Origin of the sequence: Streptomyces minutiscleroticus, assembly GCF_014650875.1 — a bacterium.
GTDB lineage: Bacteria > Actinomycetota > Actinomycetes > Streptomycetales > Streptomycetaceae > Streptomyces > Streptomyces minutiscleroticus.
Genome location: NZ_BMVU01000003.1, coordinates 408,440 through 426,644, shown reverse-complemented (window position 1 = coordinate 426,644; position 18,205 = coordinate 408,440). Strand labels below are relative to the sequence as shown.

13 protein-coding genes and 5 pseudogenes are annotated in these 18,205 nt (G+C 70.8%); 6 read left to right on the top strand and 12 right to left on the bottom strand.

All coding sequences use genetic code 11. From position 1 onward, the window contains the following. Positions 1 to 670 precede the first annotated feature (670 nt). The 3 genes from IE271_RS07115 to lipP1 all read right to left on the bottom strand — a co-directional run bounded on the left by IE271_RS07115 (position 671) and on the right by lipP1 (position 2,876). Positions 671 to 1,252, bottom strand: coding sequence for a TetR/AcrR family transcriptional regulator (locus tag IE271_RS07115; protein ID WP_229919175.1), 582 nt, complete (start codon positions 1,250 to 1,252; stop codon positions 671 to 673). Further along, entirely contained in the window at positions 1,225 to 1,710 is a 486-nt protein-coding gene (locus IE271_RS07110) for an SRPBCC family protein (RefSeq protein WP_190189302.1), read from the bottom strand. The genes IE271_RS07115 and IE271_RS07110 overlap by 28 nt, the downstream gene beginning before the upstream one ends. 227 nt (positions 1,711 to 1,937) lie before the next feature. Next, positions 1,938 to 2,876 (bottom strand): LipP1 family hormone-sensitive lipase, encoded by a 939-nt coding sequence (lipP1, locus tag IE271_RS07105; RefSeq protein ID WP_190189301.1) that lies wholly within the window; start codon positions 2,874 to 2,876, stop codon positions 1,938 to 1,940. 108 nt (positions 2,877 to 2,984) lie between these two features. On the opposite strand from lipP1, the gene IE271_RS07100 reads away from it, so the two are divergent. Both IE271_RS07100 and IE271_RS07095 read left to right on the top strand, forming a co-directional pair. Beyond that, complete coding sequence (locus tag IE271_RS07100) at positions 2,985 to 3,620, top strand: TetR/AcrR family transcriptional regulator (RefSeq protein ID WP_190189300.1); 636 nt, start codon at positions 2,985 to 2,987, stop codon at positions 3,618 to 3,620. A gap of 15 nt (positions 3,621 to 3,635) precedes the next feature. Next, positions 3,636 to 4,031: a MarR family winged helix-turn-helix transcriptional regulator gene (locus tag IE271_RS07095; RefSeq protein ID WP_190189299.1), complete on the top strand. Its 396-nt coding sequence runs from the start codon at positions 3,636 to 3,638 to the stop codon at positions 4,029 to 4,031. Positions 4,032 to 4,280: 249 nt separating this feature from the next. Here IE271_RS07095 and IE271_RS07090 read toward each other — a convergent pair. Beyond that, a pseudogene (locus IE271_RS07090) lies at positions 4,281 to 5,091 on the bottom strand (SDR family NAD(P)-dependent oxidoreductase). A 58-nt stretch (positions 5,092 to 5,149) separates the two neighbouring features. Between IE271_RS07090 and IE271_RS07085 the strand changes: the two are divergent. Beyond that, a pseudogene (locus IE271_RS07085) lies at positions 5,150 to 5,487 on the top strand (helix-turn-helix domain-containing protein); the annotation flags it as partial. Between the two features lie 45 nt (positions 5,488 to 5,532). On the opposite strand, the gene IE271_RS07080 reads toward IE271_RS07085, so the two are convergent. The 5 genes and pseudogenes from IE271_RS07080 to IE271_RS07065 all read right to left on the bottom strand — a co-directional run bounded on the left by IE271_RS07080 (position 5,533) and on the right by IE271_RS07065 (position 10,329). Beyond that, entirely contained in the window at positions 5,533 to 6,258 is a 726-nt protein-coding gene (locus IE271_RS07080; RefSeq protein ID WP_190189298.1) for a dienelactone hydrolase family protein, read from the bottom strand. A 709-nt stretch (positions 6,259 to 6,967) separates the two neighbouring features. Further along, the gene (locus IE271_RS43870) at positions 6,968 to 7,909 is read right to left on the bottom strand and encodes an alpha/beta hydrolase family protein (protein ID WP_190189297.1); all 942 of its coding nucleotides are present in this window, start codon (positions 7,907 to 7,909) and stop codon (positions 6,968 to 6,970) included. 659 nt (positions 7,910 to 8,568) lie between these two features. Continuing rightward, positions 8,569 to 8,982, bottom strand: a pseudogene (locus IE271_RS41740) (glycosyltransferase); the annotation flags it as partial. A 27-nt stretch (positions 8,983 to 9,009) separates the two neighbouring features. Continuing rightward, positions 9,010 to 9,216, bottom strand: coding sequence for a hypothetical protein (locus tag IE271_RS07070; protein ID WP_190189296.1), 207 nt, complete (start codon positions 9,214 to 9,216; stop codon positions 9,010 to 9,012). A gap of 48 nt (positions 9,217 to 9,264) precedes the next feature. Beyond that, positions 9,265 to 10,329 carry a hypothetical protein gene (locus IE271_RS07065; RefSeq protein WP_190189295.1) on the bottom strand — a complete coding sequence of 355 codons (1,065 nt, stop codon included), beginning with the start codon at positions 10,327 to 10,329 and terminating at the stop codon, positions 9,265 to 9,267. Positions 10,330 to 11,193: 864 nt separating this feature from the next. Here IE271_RS07065 and IE271_RS07060 point away from each other — a divergent pair. Both IE271_RS07060 and IE271_RS07055 read left to right on the top strand, forming a co-directional pair. Then, positions 11,194 to 11,853, top strand: a complete 660-nt coding sequence (locus tag IE271_RS07060; protein WP_190189294.1) for an MSMEG_1061 family FMN-dependent PPOX-type flavoprotein — start codon at positions 11,194 to 11,196, stop codon at positions 11,851 to 11,853. Between the two features lie 1,015 nt (positions 11,854 to 12,868). Continuing rightward, positions 12,869 to 13,855, top strand: coding sequence for a COX15/CtaA family protein (locus IE271_RS07055; RefSeq protein WP_229919174.1), 987 nt, complete (start codon positions 12,869 to 12,871; stop codon positions 13,853 to 13,855). A gap of 395 nt (positions 13,856 to 14,250) precedes the next feature. Here the strand turns inward: IE271_RS07055 and IE271_RS07050 are convergent, their stop codons facing one another. After that, positions 14,251 to 15,399, bottom strand: coding sequence for a serine hydrolase domain-containing protein (locus IE271_RS07050; RefSeq protein WP_190189293.1), 1,149 nt, complete (start codon positions 15,397 to 15,399; stop codon positions 14,251 to 14,253). A gap of 838 nt (positions 15,400 to 16,237) precedes the next feature. Continuing rightward, positions 16,238 to 16,503, bottom strand: a pseudogene (locus tag IE271_RS41735) (short chain dehydrogenase); the annotation flags it as partial. 116 nt (positions 16,504 to 16,619) lie between these two features. On the opposite strand from IE271_RS41735, the gene IE271_RS07040 reads away from it, so the two are divergent. After that, the gene (locus tag IE271_RS07040) at positions 16,620 to 17,459 is read left to right on the top strand and encodes a helix-turn-helix transcriptional regulator (RefSeq protein WP_190189291.1); all 840 of its coding nucleotides are present in this window, start codon (positions 16,620 to 16,622) and stop codon (positions 17,457 to 17,459) included. 593 nt (positions 17,460 to 18,052) lie between these two features. On the opposite strand, the pseudogene IE271_RS07035 reads toward IE271_RS07040, so the two are convergent. Then, positions 18,053 to 18,154: pseudogene (locus tag IE271_RS07035) on the bottom strand (ADP-ribosylation/crystallin J1); the annotation flags it as partial. Positions 18,155 to 18,205: the final 51 nt, after the last annotated feature.

The following is an 18,205-nucleotide window of genomic DNA, read 5'->3' as shown; positions in this document are numbered from 1 at the left end:
CGTCGATGACCGCGTGCGCGACCGCCTCGGAGCGCAGCAGCGCCGACACCTCCCACCCCACCGTCGTCTTACCGACACCAGCTCGCCCTCCGATGAGAAGCACCTCTGCATGATCCATGCAAGGCAGCCTGCCAGCCGACGCCTCCCCCACGCGATCCGATATCCATCCGACCACCGGCCCGGCAGCAGCCCGTACAACCGCAGCCGGCGACTGCCGCGTTCAGCCTTTCCATCCATGGAGAAGGAAACGGTGAATAGCGCGGTCGTACGGCGGACGCGGCATCCGTAAAAGGATGGGCAGGAGCCGTTCATTCGGGGTGATTGAATCCGAGATATCGATCCGTTCGGGGCTTCGGGAATTCATGTGCGGATCCGCTCGGGGGAAACTATGCCATGAGGACGGGGTCTTGAAGGCCGGTGTGCGTAGACACTGCGCCTCGCCATGCGGCGCCCGGAGCCGTTGCGGCAGAGGGCTGAACGGCTGCCCCTCGCGCCAGCGTCTCCAGATCTCATCCTGCTGAACTGGCGAAAACCCGTAATCACGCGCCAGTGCCTCCACGACCACATGATCATCCGTAGGTGGTGCGTTGATCACTTGAGGGTGCCATCGTTTGCCGACGCTTGAGTGCCGTGGCGTCAGCGGCCGGGCACATCGTCGGCGGCGAGTCTGTCAGCGGCTGACGAGAAGGCCGTCCACCAGGGCCCGGAGCCCGTCCCGGTAGGTGTCCTCAGCGGTCAGCGGAGCCCAACGGTCTGCGGCCTGCGCCAAGCGGGGTAGTTCGCTCGGGTCGAGATCGGCGAAAACTTGCTCCCGGTAGGTCGCACGGTCATCGTCTGCGCGCCGTCGGGCCGCTGTTGTCCTGACCACAATCTCTCCGGCGGTGTAGTACCAGATCGCACGGTAGCCATGCACGGCCCGGTCGAGGGAGAGGCCGCATTCGACCAGGCCGTCGACGATCTGCTCGACGAACCACAGCGCGCTTGTGGACAGCAGGTCGTCGGCGGTCAGCACCTCCACGATCCAGGGGCAGGCGGCGAGCGCCTCGTGGATGGCGGTGGCGGCCACGATGATCCGCTCCCGAGGGTGGGCGGGCAGTTCCGGGCGGCGCATGGTCCGGGCGGCGTAATCGTCCAGCAGAAGGAGGAGCAGTTCCTCCTTGTCGCGGACGTGGTGGTAGAGCGCCATCGGCGTACTGCCGACTTCTGCGGCCAGCCGACGCATGGTCAGCCGGCCCACTCCTGCCTCATCCACGATCCGGCGGGCTGTCTCGATGATCTCCTCACGGGAGATACGGGGAGGTCGAGGCGGCCGGGCAGCGGCTTGAACTCGTGGGCCCAGCGGATGAGTGCGCCGTCGCCGTCGGGGCTGACGTTGAACTCGCCCCTGACTCCGGCCGCCAGGCGGGAGAGGACATCGGTGAAGTTGGTCAGCCGGTAGGCGAAGCTGGATCCGGGCGTGTATTCGGTGAGTTCTTCGTCGGCCTGGGAGCCGTCGTCGAACTGCGGGTTTCTTCGGGGGCCCGCGTGGTCCCATGCCTCGGTCCGGTTCTTCACCTCGCTGATCCCGGGAAACGGGAAGACCGGGCGGAAGACGGTGGGAAGGTCGATGGGGGCCAGGATGCGCAGGGCGTCCTGGGGTGTGCTGCGGGTGCGCTGCTGGACGGTGACGGCGACGGTCCTGTCGCCGGGCTTAATGTGAAGAGTGGCCATGGTTGGGCTTCAGTGGTGGTGAGGGCCGGGTGGTCGGTGCGGGCACGCTGGTCGCCGCCGTAGAAGGCGGCCGGGCCGGGCTCGTTGAGGGGCGCACCCGCGCGGGATGCGGTGGGGCGGGGAGCGGCCGGGCCGGCCGCTTCACGGCGAGGATCGGCACGGTGGTGGTCGCTGTCCGGCTTGCGTGCGACACATGATCGGCGATCGGCAGGGCCGTGCAGGGCACGTCAGTTGAAGGCTGTGGCCACGGCGTCGGAGAGCTGGTTCAGGACGTCCCGCGAGAGCTGCACCGAGCCGGTGAAGGAGAGGAAGCCGTGAACGGCTCCCGCAACCGGGAGGTGCTGGACCGGTACGCCGGCCTCGGCCAGCTTGCGGGCGTAGCGGTCGCCCTGGTCGCGCAGGGGGTCGTACTCGGCGGTGGCGATGACCGCGGGGGCGAGGCCGGCCGCCTCTTCGGTGCGTGCCGGTGAGACCCGCGGGTCGGCGCCCTGGTCGGGGGTGCTCAGGTAGGCGCCCCAGAACCATTCGAGGTAGGAGCGGGACAGGACCGGGGCTGTCGCGTTTTCGTACATGGAGGGGCTGTCGTCGAACCGGTCGACCGCCGGGTAGGCGAGCACCTGGAGGGTGATGCGGGGTCCTCCGTGGCGCAGGGCTTCCTGGACGAGGGTCGCGGCGATGTTGCCGCCGGCGCTCTCGCCGAACACGGCGATGCGTTCCGCGTCGCCTCCGAAGCCGGCGGCGTTGGCCGCGACCCAGGCCAGTGCGGCGTAAGCGTCGTCGGTGGCGGCGGGGAAGCGGTGTTCGGGGGCCAGGCGGTAGTCGACGGAGACCACGATCGTGCCGGAGCGGGCGGCCAGGGTGCGGGCGATGTTGTCCTGGGTGTCCAGGTCGCCGAAGACCCACCCGCCGCCGTGGAAGAAGAGCGTCACGGGCAGGAGATCAGCCTCCGCCCCGGTGGAGGGCCGGTAGATACGGACCGGGATGTCGCGGCCGTCGGCGGGGACGGCGGCGTCCCGGACGTCGGCCACCGGTACGGGAGCGCCGGCCAGCGAGCCGAAGGAGCGCCCGAACGCACGGTTCTCCGCCACCGTCAGGGACTCCGGGGCCGGCGCGCCTTCCGCGGCCACTTGCTTGAGCAGGGTCTCGATCTGCGGGTCAAGAGACATGGCACTCACCTGTTCTGGAAAGACGGCCACCCGGTGTGGAATGACCTTTCCAGGATCATCGGGGAGGCGTGATTGGAATGTCAATTCCAACTTTGGTAGCGTGAGCGCATGAGCGCACCAGTGAAGGCCGCAGAGCCGAAGAGGCAGCGGCTCACCCAGGCCGGCCGCAGGACCCGCGAACGCATCATCGAGACCGCTGCGGAGCTGATGTTCCACCGGGGCGTGGCGGGTACGAGCATCCCGGACATCCAGGCGGCCGCCGAGGTCAGCGCGTCGCAGATCTACCACTACTTCGGCGACAAGCAGGGCCTGGTCCTGGCGGTCATCGACCACCAGACCGACGCCAAGCTCGCCCAGCAGCGCCCGCTGCTGGACAGCCTGGACAGCATCGAGGCCCTGCGCGAGTGGTGCGACAGGGCAGCAGACCGCCAGGACGCCGCGGGATGCGAAGGAGGCTGCGAGATCGGCTCCCTCGCCAGCGAACTCGCCGACAGCGACGAGTCCGCACGCACCGGCCTCGCCGGCGCCTTCGACCGATGGGAAGAACCCATCAGGTCAGGACTCGCACGCATGCAGGCACGCGGCGAACTGAAGGAGAGCGCCGATACCGCCGCGCTCGCCACCGCTCTGCTGGCCGCCATCCAGGGCGGCATGCTCCTGTCCCAGGTCCGCCGGTCCACCACCGCCTACCGACAAGCCGTCTCAACAGTCATCGACCACATCGAAAGCCACCTCGTCCGATAGCGGCCCGGACCGGGTGTGGTCCTCAGCGGCCCTCTCCGTGAGAGGCACGGGATCGTCACCTCGCAGTTCGGGTTCCTGCGCCGCCTGCACGACCACCCCGGATCCCGTGTGGCCGCTCTCGCCGCCGAGTCCGCCGTCGGTGTCGGGGCGACCAGCAAGGGCGTCGACCGTCTGGAGAAACAAGGACGGGTCCTCCGGCAGCCGAACCCGTCCGACCGCCGGTCCTCACTGCTGGCGCTGACCGACGACGGCTCCCAGCTCGTCGACGCGGCGGAGAAAACCTTCACCGACGGACTCGCCGAGCTAACCGGAAACACGCCCGACGACTCCCCGGCCTCGGCCACCGTCCACACCGTCTCGAAGCTGCGCTCCGTGCCCGAACGCGGCCAGATCGGCACGCCCACAAGCTGACGGACACCGCCCCGGTCCCGGGCGGGCGGCGGCACCCGGCCCGCACAGGTACAACGAACAGCCCACGAGCCGGGTGCGCAGGCCGCCAGTCCCGCGAACTCCCCAGCCTCCCGCCGAAGGCCCACCGCGTCACGCCCCGCCAACATCCCCGATCACCAGCTACGAAACCCTTGTATGCGCCTGGAGCTGTGCCCGGCGGCGATGGCGGCACGGTGCTGGAGGGGGTGGCGCGGTGCTGGGCTGTCCCGGTCAGGCGCCGGCGCCGCCGTCGACCGGCAGGATCGCGTCGGTCACGAACGAGGCGCGGTCGCTGAGCAGCCGAGCGGCCGCTTCGGCGTTCTGGTGGGGCTGGGCCATCCGGCCCAGCGGGATCGATGCGGTCATCTGCTTGATGATGCCGGGTGCGGCCGCCTCCCAGGTGTCGATCATTTCGGTGGAGGTGCCGCCGGGAGTGATGCCGTTCACCCGGATGTCGGCAAGAGCCCAGTTGACCGCGGCGGTCTCGGTGAGGCTGTTGAGCGCGCGCTTCATGGCCCCGTAGGCGGGCAGGGCGGGATGGGCGCGGCGGCTGCCGATGCTGGAGGTGTTGACGACGGCTCCGCCCGCGTTCTGTCGCATGAGGGCGGCCTGGGCGTTCATGGCGATCCAGTGCGAGCGGAAGTTCACCGCGAACTGCTGATCGATGTCCTCGTCGCTGGTGGTGTCGACCGGGCCGACCTGCCGCTGAGGGATTGCGCCGTTGTCGAAGGCGCCGTCGAGCCGTCCGTGCAGCTGCTGGACGTGGTCGACCGCGGCGCGGATGCTCGCGCCGTCGGCGAGGTCCGAAGGAATCGCGTCGGCGACGCGGCCGTCGGCGCGGATCTCGGGCACGATCCGTTCGAGGGCGTCGGTGCTGCGGGCGGCCAGTACGACCTTCGCCTTCCCGTGCAAAGAGCCGGGCCGCGGCGGCGCCGATGCCGCGGCTGGCGCCGGTGATGAACACGACCTCGTCGTTGAGCAGGCCGATGGGGGTGATGTCCGTGCCGGTGGTCCTGGCAACAGTGTTTGCCGGTCCTTGGATCCGACACAGGCACAGGCTGTACCAGGATCTTGCTCCGCACAGCGTGCAGACTCAGAGCATGGACAAGCAGGAGCTGGGCGCTTTTCTCCGCAGCCGCCGCGAACGGCTGCGCCCCCAAGACGTCGGTCTGCCCCCGGGCCCGCGACGGCGACACCGGGTCTTCGGCGCGAGGAGGTAGCAGTCCTGGCGCACATCTCCACGGAGTACTGCATCCGCCTCGAACAAGGCAGAGCAGTCTCAAGACCCTCAGGAGACGTCCTCGCCGGGATCGCAGGCGCCCTGCTGCTCACGGACGCCGAATCCGATCACCTCCACCTCCTGGCCGGCACCGCGTCCAACCGTGTCGCAGCGCAGCGGCGTCCGGCACGCACGCTCGCGGCGTTACCGAAAGCCCCGTTCGACCGGCTTGATTGCGGTCCGGGATCGTGGTTGCCGACCAGATCACTCCGTTGTGGGCAGGCACTCGGCGAGCAGGTCGACGACGTCCCGCCAAGCTCGCCGCGCGTGCTGCGGGTGGTAGCCGACCCCGGGGAGCACGGTGTGGTCGACCGGTGGGTGGTGGAAGGCGTGCAAGGCTCCGCCGTAGACCACGAGGCGCCAGTCGACGCCCGCGGCCTGCATCTCGGCGGTGAATGCGTCCCGTTGCGCGGGCGGCATGATCGGGTCTTCCGACCCGACCCCGGCCCACACCGGGCAGCGGATGCGCGCCGCCTCGCCTGGTCGCCCCGTGGTCAGTGCGTTGACTGTCGCGATCGCGCGCAGGTCGACGCCGTCGCGCCCGAGTTCCAGCGCGATTGCGCCCCCGGTACCGTAGCCGACGGCGGCGATCCGGCCGGGGTCGGTCCGCGGCTCGGCGTGGAGCACGTCGAGCGCCGCGTGGCCGATGCCTCGCATCCGGGCGGGGTCGGCGAGCAGCGGCATGCAACGGGCCAGCATCTCCTCGGGGTCGCCCAGATAGCGCCCGCCGTGGAGGTCGAAGGCCAGCGCCACGTATCCCAGCTCGGCGAGCGCATCGGCCCGGCGGCGCTCGACGTCGCTGAGCCCCACTCCCTCGGGCCCGACCAGGACCGCAGGCCGGCGGTCGACACCGGCCGGGAGCGCGAGATGCCCGATCATCGTCAGGCCGTCGGCCTCGTATTCGATCGTGCGCGTTGTAACCGTCGTCATGAGCCTGGACTGTAGTGATCGTCGAGCCCGGTCGGGCCGGTGTTCTGCCGCTGGCAGAGGACAGGTCTCCGGCGTCCCCCGGAACCACCCCGTCAGCGGTTCGGCTGAAAGCCTGTGAACAAACCGCCGTCGTCCGCCCGAAGGGCGGGCGCACCTGACGCCGCCGCGTAGACGGAGTTCGTTCACAGGCTCCGGGTCGGGTCCGCGTTGTCTCGACCGGGGTCAAGGTTGTGAGCCCGTGCCGGCGGAGAGAGTCGGCCGGAAGCGTCGTGCACCGTCTGTTCGGGAAGCCGTCTTCCGGCCCTCCAGGCGCCCTGGGGCGGCTCCGCAGCCGCCGCCCCTCCCCCCCCAGGCAGCGCGGAGGCTTGGCCGACACACCAGAAGAGCCTCTCCGCAGCGCGACCCGGACGGGGTCGCCTGTGCGGGTGATGGCAGTCAACTCCCAGTAACGGGAGACTCCGAGTGCTCCTTCGACGAGCTCGTCGTTCTCGAAGCGGGCACCTGCGCGGACGAGGGCGGCGAGGTGAGGTGACCGCGCGCCGGCGTTCCTGGGCGGACTCGGCGGGCTTGGACGCCACGGCCGGGGCTATGGCTGGACTGCCGTGCCGCCGACGCCGCTGTCCGCCGGTGAACCCGGGCAGTTGCCGTGCCCGCTCGCTCGCCGTATCCGTGTCCGGGCAGCACCGCTCCTGCCGCGCCTGCGGGGGACCTACTTGGTTTCGACTCGTCCGGCCGGGGCGGGGTCGGCCGCGAGTGCCTCGCGCGCCGTCTGCCAGGCGTTGTCACCGGGGTGGAGCCGGCTGCGGAGGTAGGCCGAGGTGAGCTGTCCGACGGCGGCGACCCGCTCGGGGCTTTCGTCGGTGGTCTCGGCGGCGTCGTATCCGGAGATCCCTCCCAGTGCGTGCCCCGCGCCGAACAGGGTGAGCAGGGACTTGGGGCCGGGGCTGAGGGTGTAGGGGTCGGCGTGCCAGTCCGGCCCCATGTCCGTGAAGTGCCGGGAGTCGTCCTCGTCTCCGGCGACGACCAGCGCGGGTGTGGTCATCGTGGAGAAGTCGATGGTTGCGAAGACCGGCAGCGCCTGGCCCATGGGCCCGTTGATGACGTCGCCCCTGCCGGGCGCGGCCAGCAGCACGCCCGCCTTGATGCGGGGTTCGAGGAAGCTGACTTCCTCCCCGGTGTCGGGGTCGGTGACCTTGGCGCCGAGCAGGGTGCTGGAGGTGAAGCCGCCGAAGGAGTGTCCGGCAACGGCGACCTTGGTGTGGTCGATCCGCCCGGCGAGCAGCGGCACGGCCTTCTCGATCTCGTCGAGCCGGTCGAGAACGTGGGTCATGTCCTCGGCGCGCGAGCGCCAGAAGTAGGGGGCCCCGGGGGCGTCGCCGAGCTGCCGGCTCAGGGTCCGGGAGCCGAGGTGGGTGGGCTGGATGACGACGAATCCGGCTGCCGCCCAGAGGTTGGCGATGGGCGCGTAGCCGTTGAGCGAGGAGAGGTTGTTCGAGGGTCCCTGGCCGTGGGAGAACAGGACGACGGGCAGGCCGGACCCGGTCTCGGGCGCGGAGACGCGGACCTGGAGGTCCACGGGCCGTCCGGGTACGGACAGCACCACCGGGCTGTAGGACAGGACGGGGACGGGTGCGGTGGTGGATGTGTTCATGATGCGTGGTTGCCCTTCTGTGGTTTGTGCCGCCCGGCTGATCGGTTCGACCCGCGCATGGAGGGGCGGCCGGGAGTGTTTCGCTTCGGCCGGCATGAAGTGGAGCGTCGTTCCGCTTACTATCCGGAACGATGCTCCGCTTTGTCAAGTCGTACGGAGGAGGCCGTCACGCCCGTCGCACGTCCCGCCGGGCAGGGCGCCGGCCCGCGGCGAGCGAGCCGACGCACTGCGCAACCAGCGGACAGTGCTCGTAGCGGAACTCGCCGACGAGATCGGTGATTTGTCGGCGGCGAGGGCCCGCGGGACGGACACCTCCCGGAGGCCGCTGGTGGTGAACATGACGCCCTTGGGCCGTACGGCCGACGGGGTGACGGGTGTGCGGTGGTGCGAGGTGTTGTCCGGATGGGAGATGAGACCGGTACGCATGTACTGGACCACGACGCGCGCAGGGAGAATCAGCCGGCACCGTCCGGTCCGTCGTCCGACCTCCTCTGTTCGACAGGACGATCCTGACGCGAACCGGAAACCGGATGAAGGGTGGTTCTAACCGCGGACAAGTTGTCCCCGGCTGGTGCTGTCACCACCGCATGGACACCTGAACCGAGTCCGCCGACGGCCTCGACGGGCGACGAACCCAACGTCGCACGTCGCCTGTGGGGCAACTGCTGGACGGACTTGAGGACGTGGCCTGCTCCGCCCTCGGTCGCGATGTGGTGCGCCGCTGTTGCAGCAGCGTGTATGCATGCCCGCTGTTTCACCACGCAGCCGGGGGCGTCGGCGAGCCGTTCGGCGGCGAGAGCCCGGAAGGGAACGGGATCGGTCGCGGCGCCGAGGGCTGCACGACGTCCCACCCGGAACGGCTGGCCGACGGTCACCGGCACGGGAATTACCGGCACCGCGGCGCGCAGGACCGCGGCCGACGCGCCGGCCCCGGTGTGGTCGACCACCGCGGCCGGCCGCGGGAACAGCAGGGTGTGCGGTACGTCCCCGATGGTGAGGATGTCGTCGCCGTCGGCACCGAGCCCGGCACTGCCGGTCTGCAGGATGCCGCGCAGCCCGGCGCGGCGCAGGGCGGTCGCTCCGTCCGGGCCGGCCGGGCGTCAGGACGGGGTGGCGGGGTCGACGCCCTGGTTGCGGACGAAGGCGGGCAGGACGCGCTCGATGCCGTCCAGGCACTGGGCGATGGACTGCTCGCCGGGAGCGCCGATCGCCGTGACGGTACCGGCACTGCATCCGTACTCCCTGCCGCTCGCGTGCAGGGCCCCATTTCTTGCGATGCACCGACGCTGCTGTCTGCTTGGCACCACCGGTGCGGAATGGGCGGCTGGTCGAAGCATTCGGGCTAGAACCCGCAGTCAGGACGGATAGCACGTCAAGGTGTCGAGCAATGCCCCGAGGACGACCGGCGCGTCTCGCCGCTTCGTCGCGATCAGGACCGTCTCGTCACCGTCCCGGCACTCCATGGCCACGCCCGTGTACCTGTACTTCTGGAACCAGCCGTCGGGGTCCTCGCCGAGCCGGAATCCCCGTACACCCTGCACGGTGAGCGTCTCCGGCACTTCCTCCAGTGCGTAGCGGCCCGTCGGGTCGGGCGAGGTCGCGGGGCGGCCGTCGCCCACCACGAGGCAGCCGTGACCGTCCACGCTGTAGGGCACGTTCCCCCGTACGTCGGCGGACAGCACCCGGCGTCCGGCCGGCACCCTCGGGACGATGTCGCTCGTGTCGTTCGCCTTGAGCAGGCGACGCCACACCGTCCACGTGAAGAAGAAGCCCAGGGCCGCACAAGGAGGTGCGCCGACCGCCGCGGCAAGCAGTACGCCCGGCACGCCGTCGCCGATGCCACTCGCCAGGAACGCCCACGCACCGAGCAGGACGGCGGCCAGGAAGGCCGTCGAGACACCCCACATGTAGCGGTGCCGGAGCACGGCGGGGTCGTAGCGGTAACGGTAGAACCATCCGGTGTGCAGGAGCATGAGGGCGACGGGCAGCAGTGCCAGGGCGGCGCCCAGCGGTGTCCGCCAGCCGTCGACCGGCGTGGCGCGGGTGGCCTCGGACAGGTCGCCGGCCTGCACGCTGCGGATCTCGCCGCGCCAGTACGTGACCGTGACGCGGTCGCCCGGGGCGACGGACTCGTACACGGGACCGCCGACGTCGTCCATACGCACCCGGCGCCCGTCGTTCGCGCCGCGCTCGACGAGATGCAGCCAGTTCTTCCCGCCGCCCTTGGGGGTGGCCCTGTGTTCCTTGCGCTCGACCGCCGCCGGTACGCGCGTCGTGCAGTCGTCCGCGCGGGTGTCAGCGGTCCCGGCGGGACAGGCGGACGCGGTGGTGTATGCGCGTTGCTCGGCCTGCCGGACCGGAACGGTGGCGAAGAGCCGGGCGGACAACAGTACGAGGATCAGGCCCAGGGCGACAGGCACGGCCCATTGCCAGGTGCGGGGCTCTCTCGGCACAGGACCTCCCAGGGCTCGGGGTGCCGGGTGATGTCCGGAACGGTACCGATCGGTATGTCGGTACGGGAGGTGCCGCCGTGGCAGGTTCAGGCTTCCGCAGGCTGCCGGGTTCCGGCAAGGAAGGCGGCCCGGAGTCCGACCGTCGGTTCGCGGCCGGTCCGCGGCTTGCCACACTGCCGCTCGAAGAACCCCTGCCGGGCAGCGGTTCGACCGAGGGCCCCGCTGTCACCGGCAGGTGTGGAGCTGCCAGGACGGGATCCGGCTGCGACGTGCGATGCGTGTGGACACGAGATACGGCAGGCACCGGTAGCGAATCCGCCAACGGTGCAGGACCTGCCTGCGAAGGAGCGGCGGTTCTGCTCCTGGTGCTGCGCGTGGACCGAGCCGAGACACACTCCCCGTAAGGTGTCACGCTGCGGTACCAGCCCATGTATGGGCGCTGGGAGCGCGGTACCACGCCGAGCGATCAGCGGTTTCACACCGAGGTCCCGGGCCGGGCGGCGGTACTTGTCGTGGTCATAGCCGCAGTCACCCGGAGCGACGTCACGGTCGGCCGGGCCCACGGGCGAGCAGTGCCGCGGCCAGGCACCTTGTCCGTCGGGGTGGTCCCGCGTCGGCCCCAGGTGCGTCCCTGCGTCGGCCGGCCGGTCAGGTCCGTCTCGTCCCTCCGAAGCAGACCCGGGCTCCAGTCGCCGCATCGGCTTCCCCCGGCTTCGGCCGCGCCACTCCGCATCCCCGGATCACGTGCTCCGGAGCGGAGCAACCGCCTCGAAGATCATTTCGTTGGGAGTTCCCGGGTCAATCGCAGGTCGGCTCGTTAGAGTCGGTGGCATGATGCCATCCCTTGTCGGCAGTGCCTTCGATTCGCTCCGCCTCGACGCCGTCTTCGACCAGGAGACGCTGCGCCAGGTCTACGAGCTCCCCAGCGACGTGGCCGTACGCAAGCAGATGACCGAACTCACCGAACAGACCCAGCGGCTGATCGCATGCTCATCGCTGGTCCTGGTCGCCAGCGCCGACGCCGAGGGCAACTGTGACGTCTCCCCGCGCGGCGGCCCCGCCGGGTTCGTCACCGTCCTGGACACACGGACGGTGGCGGTACCGGACGCGACCGGCAACAAGCGTCTGGACACCCTGCAGAACGTCGTCGCCACCGGACGGGCCGGGCTGCTGTTCGTCGTCCCGGGGCGCACCACGACGCTCAGGGTGAACGGCCGGGCCTGCGTCTCCACCCGCCCGGAGCTGCTGTCGCGGCTGACCGCCGTGGGCAAGCCTCCGGCCAGTGCGCTGGTGCTGGGGATCGAGGAGGTCTATCCGCACTGCCCCAAGTCGCTCCTGCGCAGCGGGGCCTGGAAGCCGGAGCAGTGGCTGCCGGCGGACGCACAGCCGACCTCGGCCGAGGTGACACTGGCCCAGCTGCGGATGCCGGAGCTGACGATCGCTGACATCGAGCAGGCGGAGGCGGATTCGCTGAAGTACCGGTACGAGTAACGGGCCGACCGGCGACTGCTGAACCACCAGCTCGCCGGACCTCCAAACCAGCACGTCACAGGACCAATCGCGGAGCGACCCGCAAGCGGAGCGGACATGCCTCGTCACGGACGTAGCCGTGGGCGTGGAGATGGCACGGGGCAGGGTGCGGCTCCGAGCGGGATGTCATGGTCCCGCACCGCATGCCGGGCTGTCGGCGTGTTCGGTCATGTGCCAGCGGGCATGGGCGGATCCCCTCACCACGGGCGCCTCGCCCCAGGGGCCGAGCGGGCATCAACACAGAGCGCTTGAGCTGCGATGACAGTGCTCATTTACGGTCTGGCCGCATCGCCCCGGCACGAGGCACGCTCCAGATGAAGTGCAATGGTTCTCCGCCCTGCCAAGTCCGGTCTGGACGTTGCAAGTTGATGCATCGGCTCCTGGACCGAGTACCCGCGCCCCGTCCGACGCCTCGGCCGGGACAGGCTCATCGGGGTGCAGTGACGGATGCTCGAGAACATTCTCGGTGGACCCACCTTCGAGGAGGAGAAGCCGCGCCCACACCATGTCCGAGCCGGCGAGATCACCGACAGAGGCATGTCATTCCGCCGGGGAAGGGAGACTTTGCCGTCGCTACCCGGCATCACGGCCCTGCCTCCGACGGTCGTGGCGACCAAGGCACGCGCGGGGCCACCGACGGCCGTGGGTGCCGCACCGCACCCGCAGGCGGGCAGGCGGGCAGGCGGGCAGGCGGGCAGGATGACCGTCTGGCCTGCCCTGACCTGATCGGTCCTGCCCTCCGCCTCGGCCGTGCACTCGCCCGACACCGGCATCCGCATCAGGACCTGACCGGACGTCACGACAGAACCCACCTCGTCGTGCCCGGTCTCAGCCCCGCCGCCTGAGCGCGGGAGCTGATGCAGGCGGCGTCCCACGAGCAGGTGACCCCGCGGGACGCCGCCTGCCCGAAAAGGCTGGAGCCGGTACTTCGCCTTTGGTCTCCGGACCGGCGCCCTATCCGTAGCGAGGAGTCGTCGTGCGGACACCGCTGTCCTGGTTGGCCGGTCGGTACACCTGGGGGCCGCGCAGCCTGCGCATGGCCGCGCTGGCGTCGGTGGCGGCCGCTGTCGCGATCATCGTCACCGGCGGGGTGGTGCGGGTCACCGGGTCGGGGCTCGGCTGCCCGCAGTGGCCCTCGTGCACCGGCGGGCGTCTGGCGCCCACGGCCGAGATGGGCGTGCACGGTGTGATCGAGTTCGGCAACAGGCTGCTGACCGGTGCCCTGTGCCTGGTGGTCGGCTGGCTCGTCATCGCCGCCCGGCTGCAGCGCGAGCCGTCGCGGGCGGTGCTGCGCGGGGCGTGGGCCCAGTTCTGGGTCATCGTCCTCAACGCCGTCGTCGGCGGCGTCACGGTGTGGATGCGGCTCAGCCCCTACATCGTCGCCGCGCACTTCCTCGCGGCGACCCTGTTGCTGACCGCGGCGGCCGTCACCTGGGACCGTGTGCAAAGGCTGGAGCACGACGCGTCCGTACCGGCCGTCCTGCCGCAACGCGCCGTCGCGCTGGGCCGGTGGCTGCCGGCCGGCACGGCCCTGCCGCTCGTGGTCGGCACCGCGGCCACCGGTTCCGGACCGCACGCGGGTGACTCCTCCGACGTGAACCGGATGCCCTTCGACTGGACGGACGTCACCGTGGCGCACGGCCTGATCGCAGCCGGTTGTCTGGTGCTGGGTGTTCGGCTCTTCGCCGGGCTGCCCGAAGGTTCCCCGGCCCGCCGGCGCACCGGGGCGTTCCTCACCGTCTTCCCGGCGCAGGGGCTGGTCGGAGTGTTCCAGTCGCTGACCTCCCTGCCCGCGGCGGCGGTCGTTCTGCATCTGTTCGGGGCCGCCCTGGTGTGGGCGGGCGCGGTCCGCGTCGCCCTCGCGGTGCCGTCGCGACCGGCCACCGGGCCGGCCGCACAGCCGGCCGGCGGTCGGTCCTTCGCGCAGCTCACGCGGTCCACGACCGACACCTCACCCCGTTGAACAGGCCGACACGGCCGTCAGGGCCGAACCGTCCGCGTCCGGGCACGGACGGGTCCGCACACCATCCGCTTCGCCGCCGCCCTGGCACGGCCCCGGGCGAGAACGTCGCCGAACAGCTCCGCCGGCGTCGGGGACACCTGCGTGTACTCCGCGAACACGCCGGGCCCGTCTTCGTCCGTTTCCCGCCCGCGTTGCCCGAGGACCCCGTCGAGGCGCTCTCCGCGCTGTTCGAGCGGGGCCGGAGAGCCTTCCGGTTCTGAGGCGGCCGCCGGCAGGACCGGGCACGCGGGGCGGCCGGGGCAGCGACGCCGGGCGGCTCGTCCCCGCCGTCCACACGGCCCACCGGCCGGGGACACACCGCGTGTAAGGAGGCGGGCTGCCCGGCCGTCGGAGGTCTACTTGCCGCAGAACTCGGCCTCGACCACCGCCTGGCTGTCGCCCGACCAGTCGTTGTTGAAGTTGAAGGCGAGCGCGTGGCTTCCGTCCTCTGTCGCCGCGGCCACCGAGGACGAGCCGCGGATGCCGCCGCTGTGGCCCCAGACGGTGAGACCGCAGCCCAGTTCCAGTTTCATGATGCCCAGGCCGTAACCCGTGCGAGGGGGCACGCCTTCCTCGACCGTCGTCTTCATCGCGGCAAGCTGGCGCGCCGGGAGCAGCTTGCCGGTCAGCAGGGCCGAGTAGAAGCGGTTCAGATCAGCCGAGTCGGAGATCATCTCGCCCGCGGCATGGGCCGACGAGGGGTTGATCTCGGTGATGTCGTACGTGGGACCGGTGGTGGTCTCGGCCAGTTTGCCGTAGGCGCGGCTGCTGGGGCGCGGCACCTTCGTGGAGGTGCCGGGGACGGTGGTGGCGTGCAGGTTCAGGGGCTCGATGACGCGGTGGCGGATCTCGTCGCCGTACGGGTTGCCGGTGGCCTTCTCGATGACCAGGCCCGCCAGGACGTAGTTGGTGTTGGAGTAGCCCCAGGACGTGCCGGGCGGGAAGCCGGGTTCGTGTCGCATGGCGATGCCTATGAGCTCGTACGGGCTGAGCGTGTCGTAGCGGTGCTCGAAGAACCCGTCCTTCAGGACGTACGTGTGCTGGTAGGTCTTGTCGGCGGTGTAGTCGAAGATGCCGCTCGTGTGGTTGAGGAGCTGCCGCAGGGTGATGCCACGGCCGTCGTGACCGTTGCCGAGGACCAGGCCCGGCAGCCACTGCTCCACCGTGTCGTCGAGGGACAGCCGTCCCTCGGCCTCCAGCTGGAGCAGGACCGTCGCGACGAACGTCTTGGTGATGCTGCCCACGCGGTAACGGTCGTGGACCGAACGCGGTTCGTCCGTCCGGATGTCGCCCACACCCGAGACGGCGCTCCAGGTGCCGTGCCGGTCCTTCACCCGGGCCACGACACCGGGTACGCCGTCTCCCACCGCCGCTTCCATGGCCTTCTGGGTGGTCTCGTGGCCGGCTCTTGCCGGAGGTGGGGCGGGAGCCGCCACAGCGGGTACGGCCGGGACCGCCGTCACCGCCACCATGATCGCCGTCATCAATTTCGTCCGTGCCGACATGCTTTCCCCTTCGTCAAGGAACGGGTTACGGAACTCCGTCCCGCTTGCGGCGCCATCTGCTTGAGGCACCTGTGCACCTCATTCGGGAACGGTCAAAAGGTTTTTCCTGACGTCGCCGACTGCCTCAGTACACCGGTCGGCGGCTCTGGGCAGATCCCGTACACGGGGGACTCCTTCTCCCCCGGCCGGGGGAAGACGGCACAGACAGCACGAGGCCTCTTCAGCCCTGTGCCGCAGGCAGGCGCCGGCCCTGCGGTGCCGGGCGGACCGTGTGGTCTGTCGGCTTCATGTCAGTGGATCCACCTGCGGGTCCGCGTCGGCCTGGTGGGGATCGTGGGTCGGCGGGCCCAGGTGATCGCCATCCGGGCCCTGGACACCGTGCTGTCCGACGGCGCATCAGGGGGCGGACGGCAGCACCGGAACACGACCTGACCGACCGGCTCGTGGCAGCTGTGACCGACCGGGACTCCGACGCGGTACGGGCCTGTCTGGAGGGTGGCGTCGGTCCGGACACTCCGGGCGCCGACGGCCTCCCGCTGCTCTGCGCGGCCGTGGCCGGATGCGATCACGAGACCGTCCAGGCCCCGGTGGAGGGTGGCGCCGGCTCCGGCTTCGAGCTGCCGGACGGCACGACACCACTGCTGCGGGGCGTCGACCCCGGCTCCCCTGCACCGGCCGACGCCGTGCTCGGCAAGGAGCCCCGGCTGCGGCCGGCCGAGGCCGACCGGGAGCGGCTGCTCGACCTCGCCCGGCACCGGTACGGGACCGGAGCGGCGGAGGAGCTGCGCCGCCGCACAGGAGCCCCGGGCCCGGCCGTCCGGCGCACGGTCGAGTCCGGCTGGCTGGAGGCGCGCATGCCGTGGTACGACCGTTCCCAGTTCAGGTCGTACCAGTTGATGGCGTTGCTGTTCGCCGCGCCGCCACTCCTGCGAGGTCACCCGCGCGCGGGTGACCTCGCAGGAGTGGCGGCAGACGGGTGACGAGGGCGAAGTGGCCGAGGTGGTCGGTGCCGAACTGCAGCTCGAACCCGTCGGCGGTCGTCTGCCGGTCGGGCGGCGTCATGACGCCCGCGTTGTTGACGAGGGGGTGGACGGGCCGTTCGTCCTCGTCGGTCCGCGGATCACGGGACTGCCGCGCTGCGGGAAAGGGGGGCCCGGCGATCCGTGGATACGTGCGCGGGCCGGCGGTAGAAAGGAGGCGGCGGCGAGGGAGGAGAACACATGGAGATCGATCGGACCGGGCTGGCGGCGTTCCTCCGGCGCCGCCGGGAACTGCTGCAGCCCGAGGACGTCGGTCTCCCGCGCGGACAGCGCCGCAGGACCAGTGGACTGCGCCGCGAGGAAGTCGCCGCGCTCTGTCACATGTCGACCGACTACTACGCCCGGCTGGAGCGGGAGCGCGGCCCCCAGCCGTCCGAACAGATGATCGCCTCGATCGCGCAAGGCCTGCACCTCTCCCTGAGCGAGCGTGACCACCTGTTCCGTCTCGCCGGGCACAACCCGCCCGACCGGGGCGCGGCCGGCGATCACATCAGCCCCGGCCTGCTGCGCATCTTCGACCGTCTGGGCGACACTCCCGCGGAGATCGTCACCGAACTCGGGGAGACACTGCGCCAAAGTCCGCTCGGTGTCGCGCTCACCGGCGACACGACCCGGTACACCGGCCCGGCGCGCAGCATCGGCTACCGCTGGTTCACCGATCCCGCCAGCCGCGAGCTGTACGCGCGCGAAGAGCACCCGCTGCTCTCGCGGATGTTCGCGTCCGGCCTGCGTGAGATCGCCACGCTACGGGGTCCCGGCAGCCGAGCCGCTCATTACGCCGACCTCCTCCTCGCACGGAGTGACGAATTCCGCAGCCTGTGGAGCAAGCACGAAGTCGGCATCCACCCCGGCCAGGTGAAACGCTTCGTCCACCCCGAGGTCGGCGCGCTGGAGCTGGACTGCCAAAGACTTCTCGACCCGGACCAGTCGCACCACCTGCTCGTCTACACCGCCGCTCCGGGCACCGAGAGCCATGACAAGCTGCGGCTCCTGTCCGCCATCAGCACGCGCTGGGCATGACCCCGGTCCCACCGCTCGTCGTACGCGTCCCGTGCCCGCCGGCGGGCCCGGCCCACAGGTGCCGACGACGCCTCAGGCGAGTCCCCCGTAGGTCACGACCCGTCCCGGGCCGGCCGCACGGGCGAGCCGGTCCGCCAGGCCGTCCAAAAGCTCCGGCGCCGGATCCTCCAAGGGCACGTTGCCCACGAGGTCCTCGACGTCCGCGAGCCCCTGCCCGTCCGCCGTGTACAGAGGCGACCGATCACCCTGGGCGCGGACGAGCAGACGGCGCAGTTCGCCGGTTTCCGTACTGGCTCGACTTCGCCGTTGCGCTGCCGGTCCTGGTCACTACGCTGCCCGCGTCGTCTCGACGTCCCCAGGGGACGTGCCCAGGGGACGTGCCCAGGGGACGTGCCCAAGCCATCGGACAGGAGCCGTCCCATGGACCACCTCGTCAAGTACTACTGCCCGCCGATGCCGAGGAGGGTGACCGTGAGAGCCGGGACCCGGAGGAGCGCACGACCACCGTGGACCTGCCTGTTCCCGCCGGTGGCCGCGGTCCCGAACTCCCCGACGTGAAAGCCGTTCCGCGGGACGTGCTCAGCAAGGGCGAGGAGCCGGGGTGGCCAGGCGCGCCAGTCCAGCTCGCGCACCAGCTCCAGTTCCTCGGGGCCCGTGGGACGCCACAGGGTCGTCGTTGCTCGCCGGCCGGTCATGGGAAACACTCTCTGGTCGGGACGGCCGCCGGCCGTTGCGGCCGGCCGGGA

Coding starts and splice junctions, on each gene's coding strand:
- IE271_RS07110 (WP_190189302.1), bottom strand. CDS start 1,710: ATGGCCACTCTTCACATTAAGCCCGGCGACAGGACCGTCGCCGTCACC.
- lipP1 (WP_190189301.1), bottom strand. CDS start 2,876: ATGTCTCTTGACCCGCAGATCGAGACCCTGCTCAAGCAAGTGGCCGCG.
- IE271_RS07100 (WP_190189300.1), top strand. CDS start 2,985: ATGAGCGCACCAGTGAAGGCCGCAGAGCCGAAGAGGCAGCGGCTCACC.
- IE271_RS07080 (WP_190189298.1), bottom strand. CDS start 6,258: ATGACGACGGTTACAACGCGCACGATCGAATACGAGGCCGACGGCCTG.
- IE271_RS43870 (WP_190189297.1), bottom strand. CDS start 7,909: ATGAACACATCCACCACCGCACCCGTCCCCGTCCTGTCCTACAGCCCG.
- IE271_RS07060 (WP_190189294.1), top strand. CDS start 11,194: ATGATGCCATCCCTTGTCGGCAGTGCCTTCGATTCGCTCCGCCTCGAC.
- IE271_RS07050 (WP_190189293.1), bottom strand. CDS start 15,399: ATGTCGGCACGGACGAAATTGATGACGGCGATCATGGTGGCGGTGACG.
- IE271_RS07040 (WP_190189291.1), top strand. CDS start 16,620: ATGGAGATCGATCGGACCGGGCTGGCGGCGTTCCTCCGGCGCCGCCGG.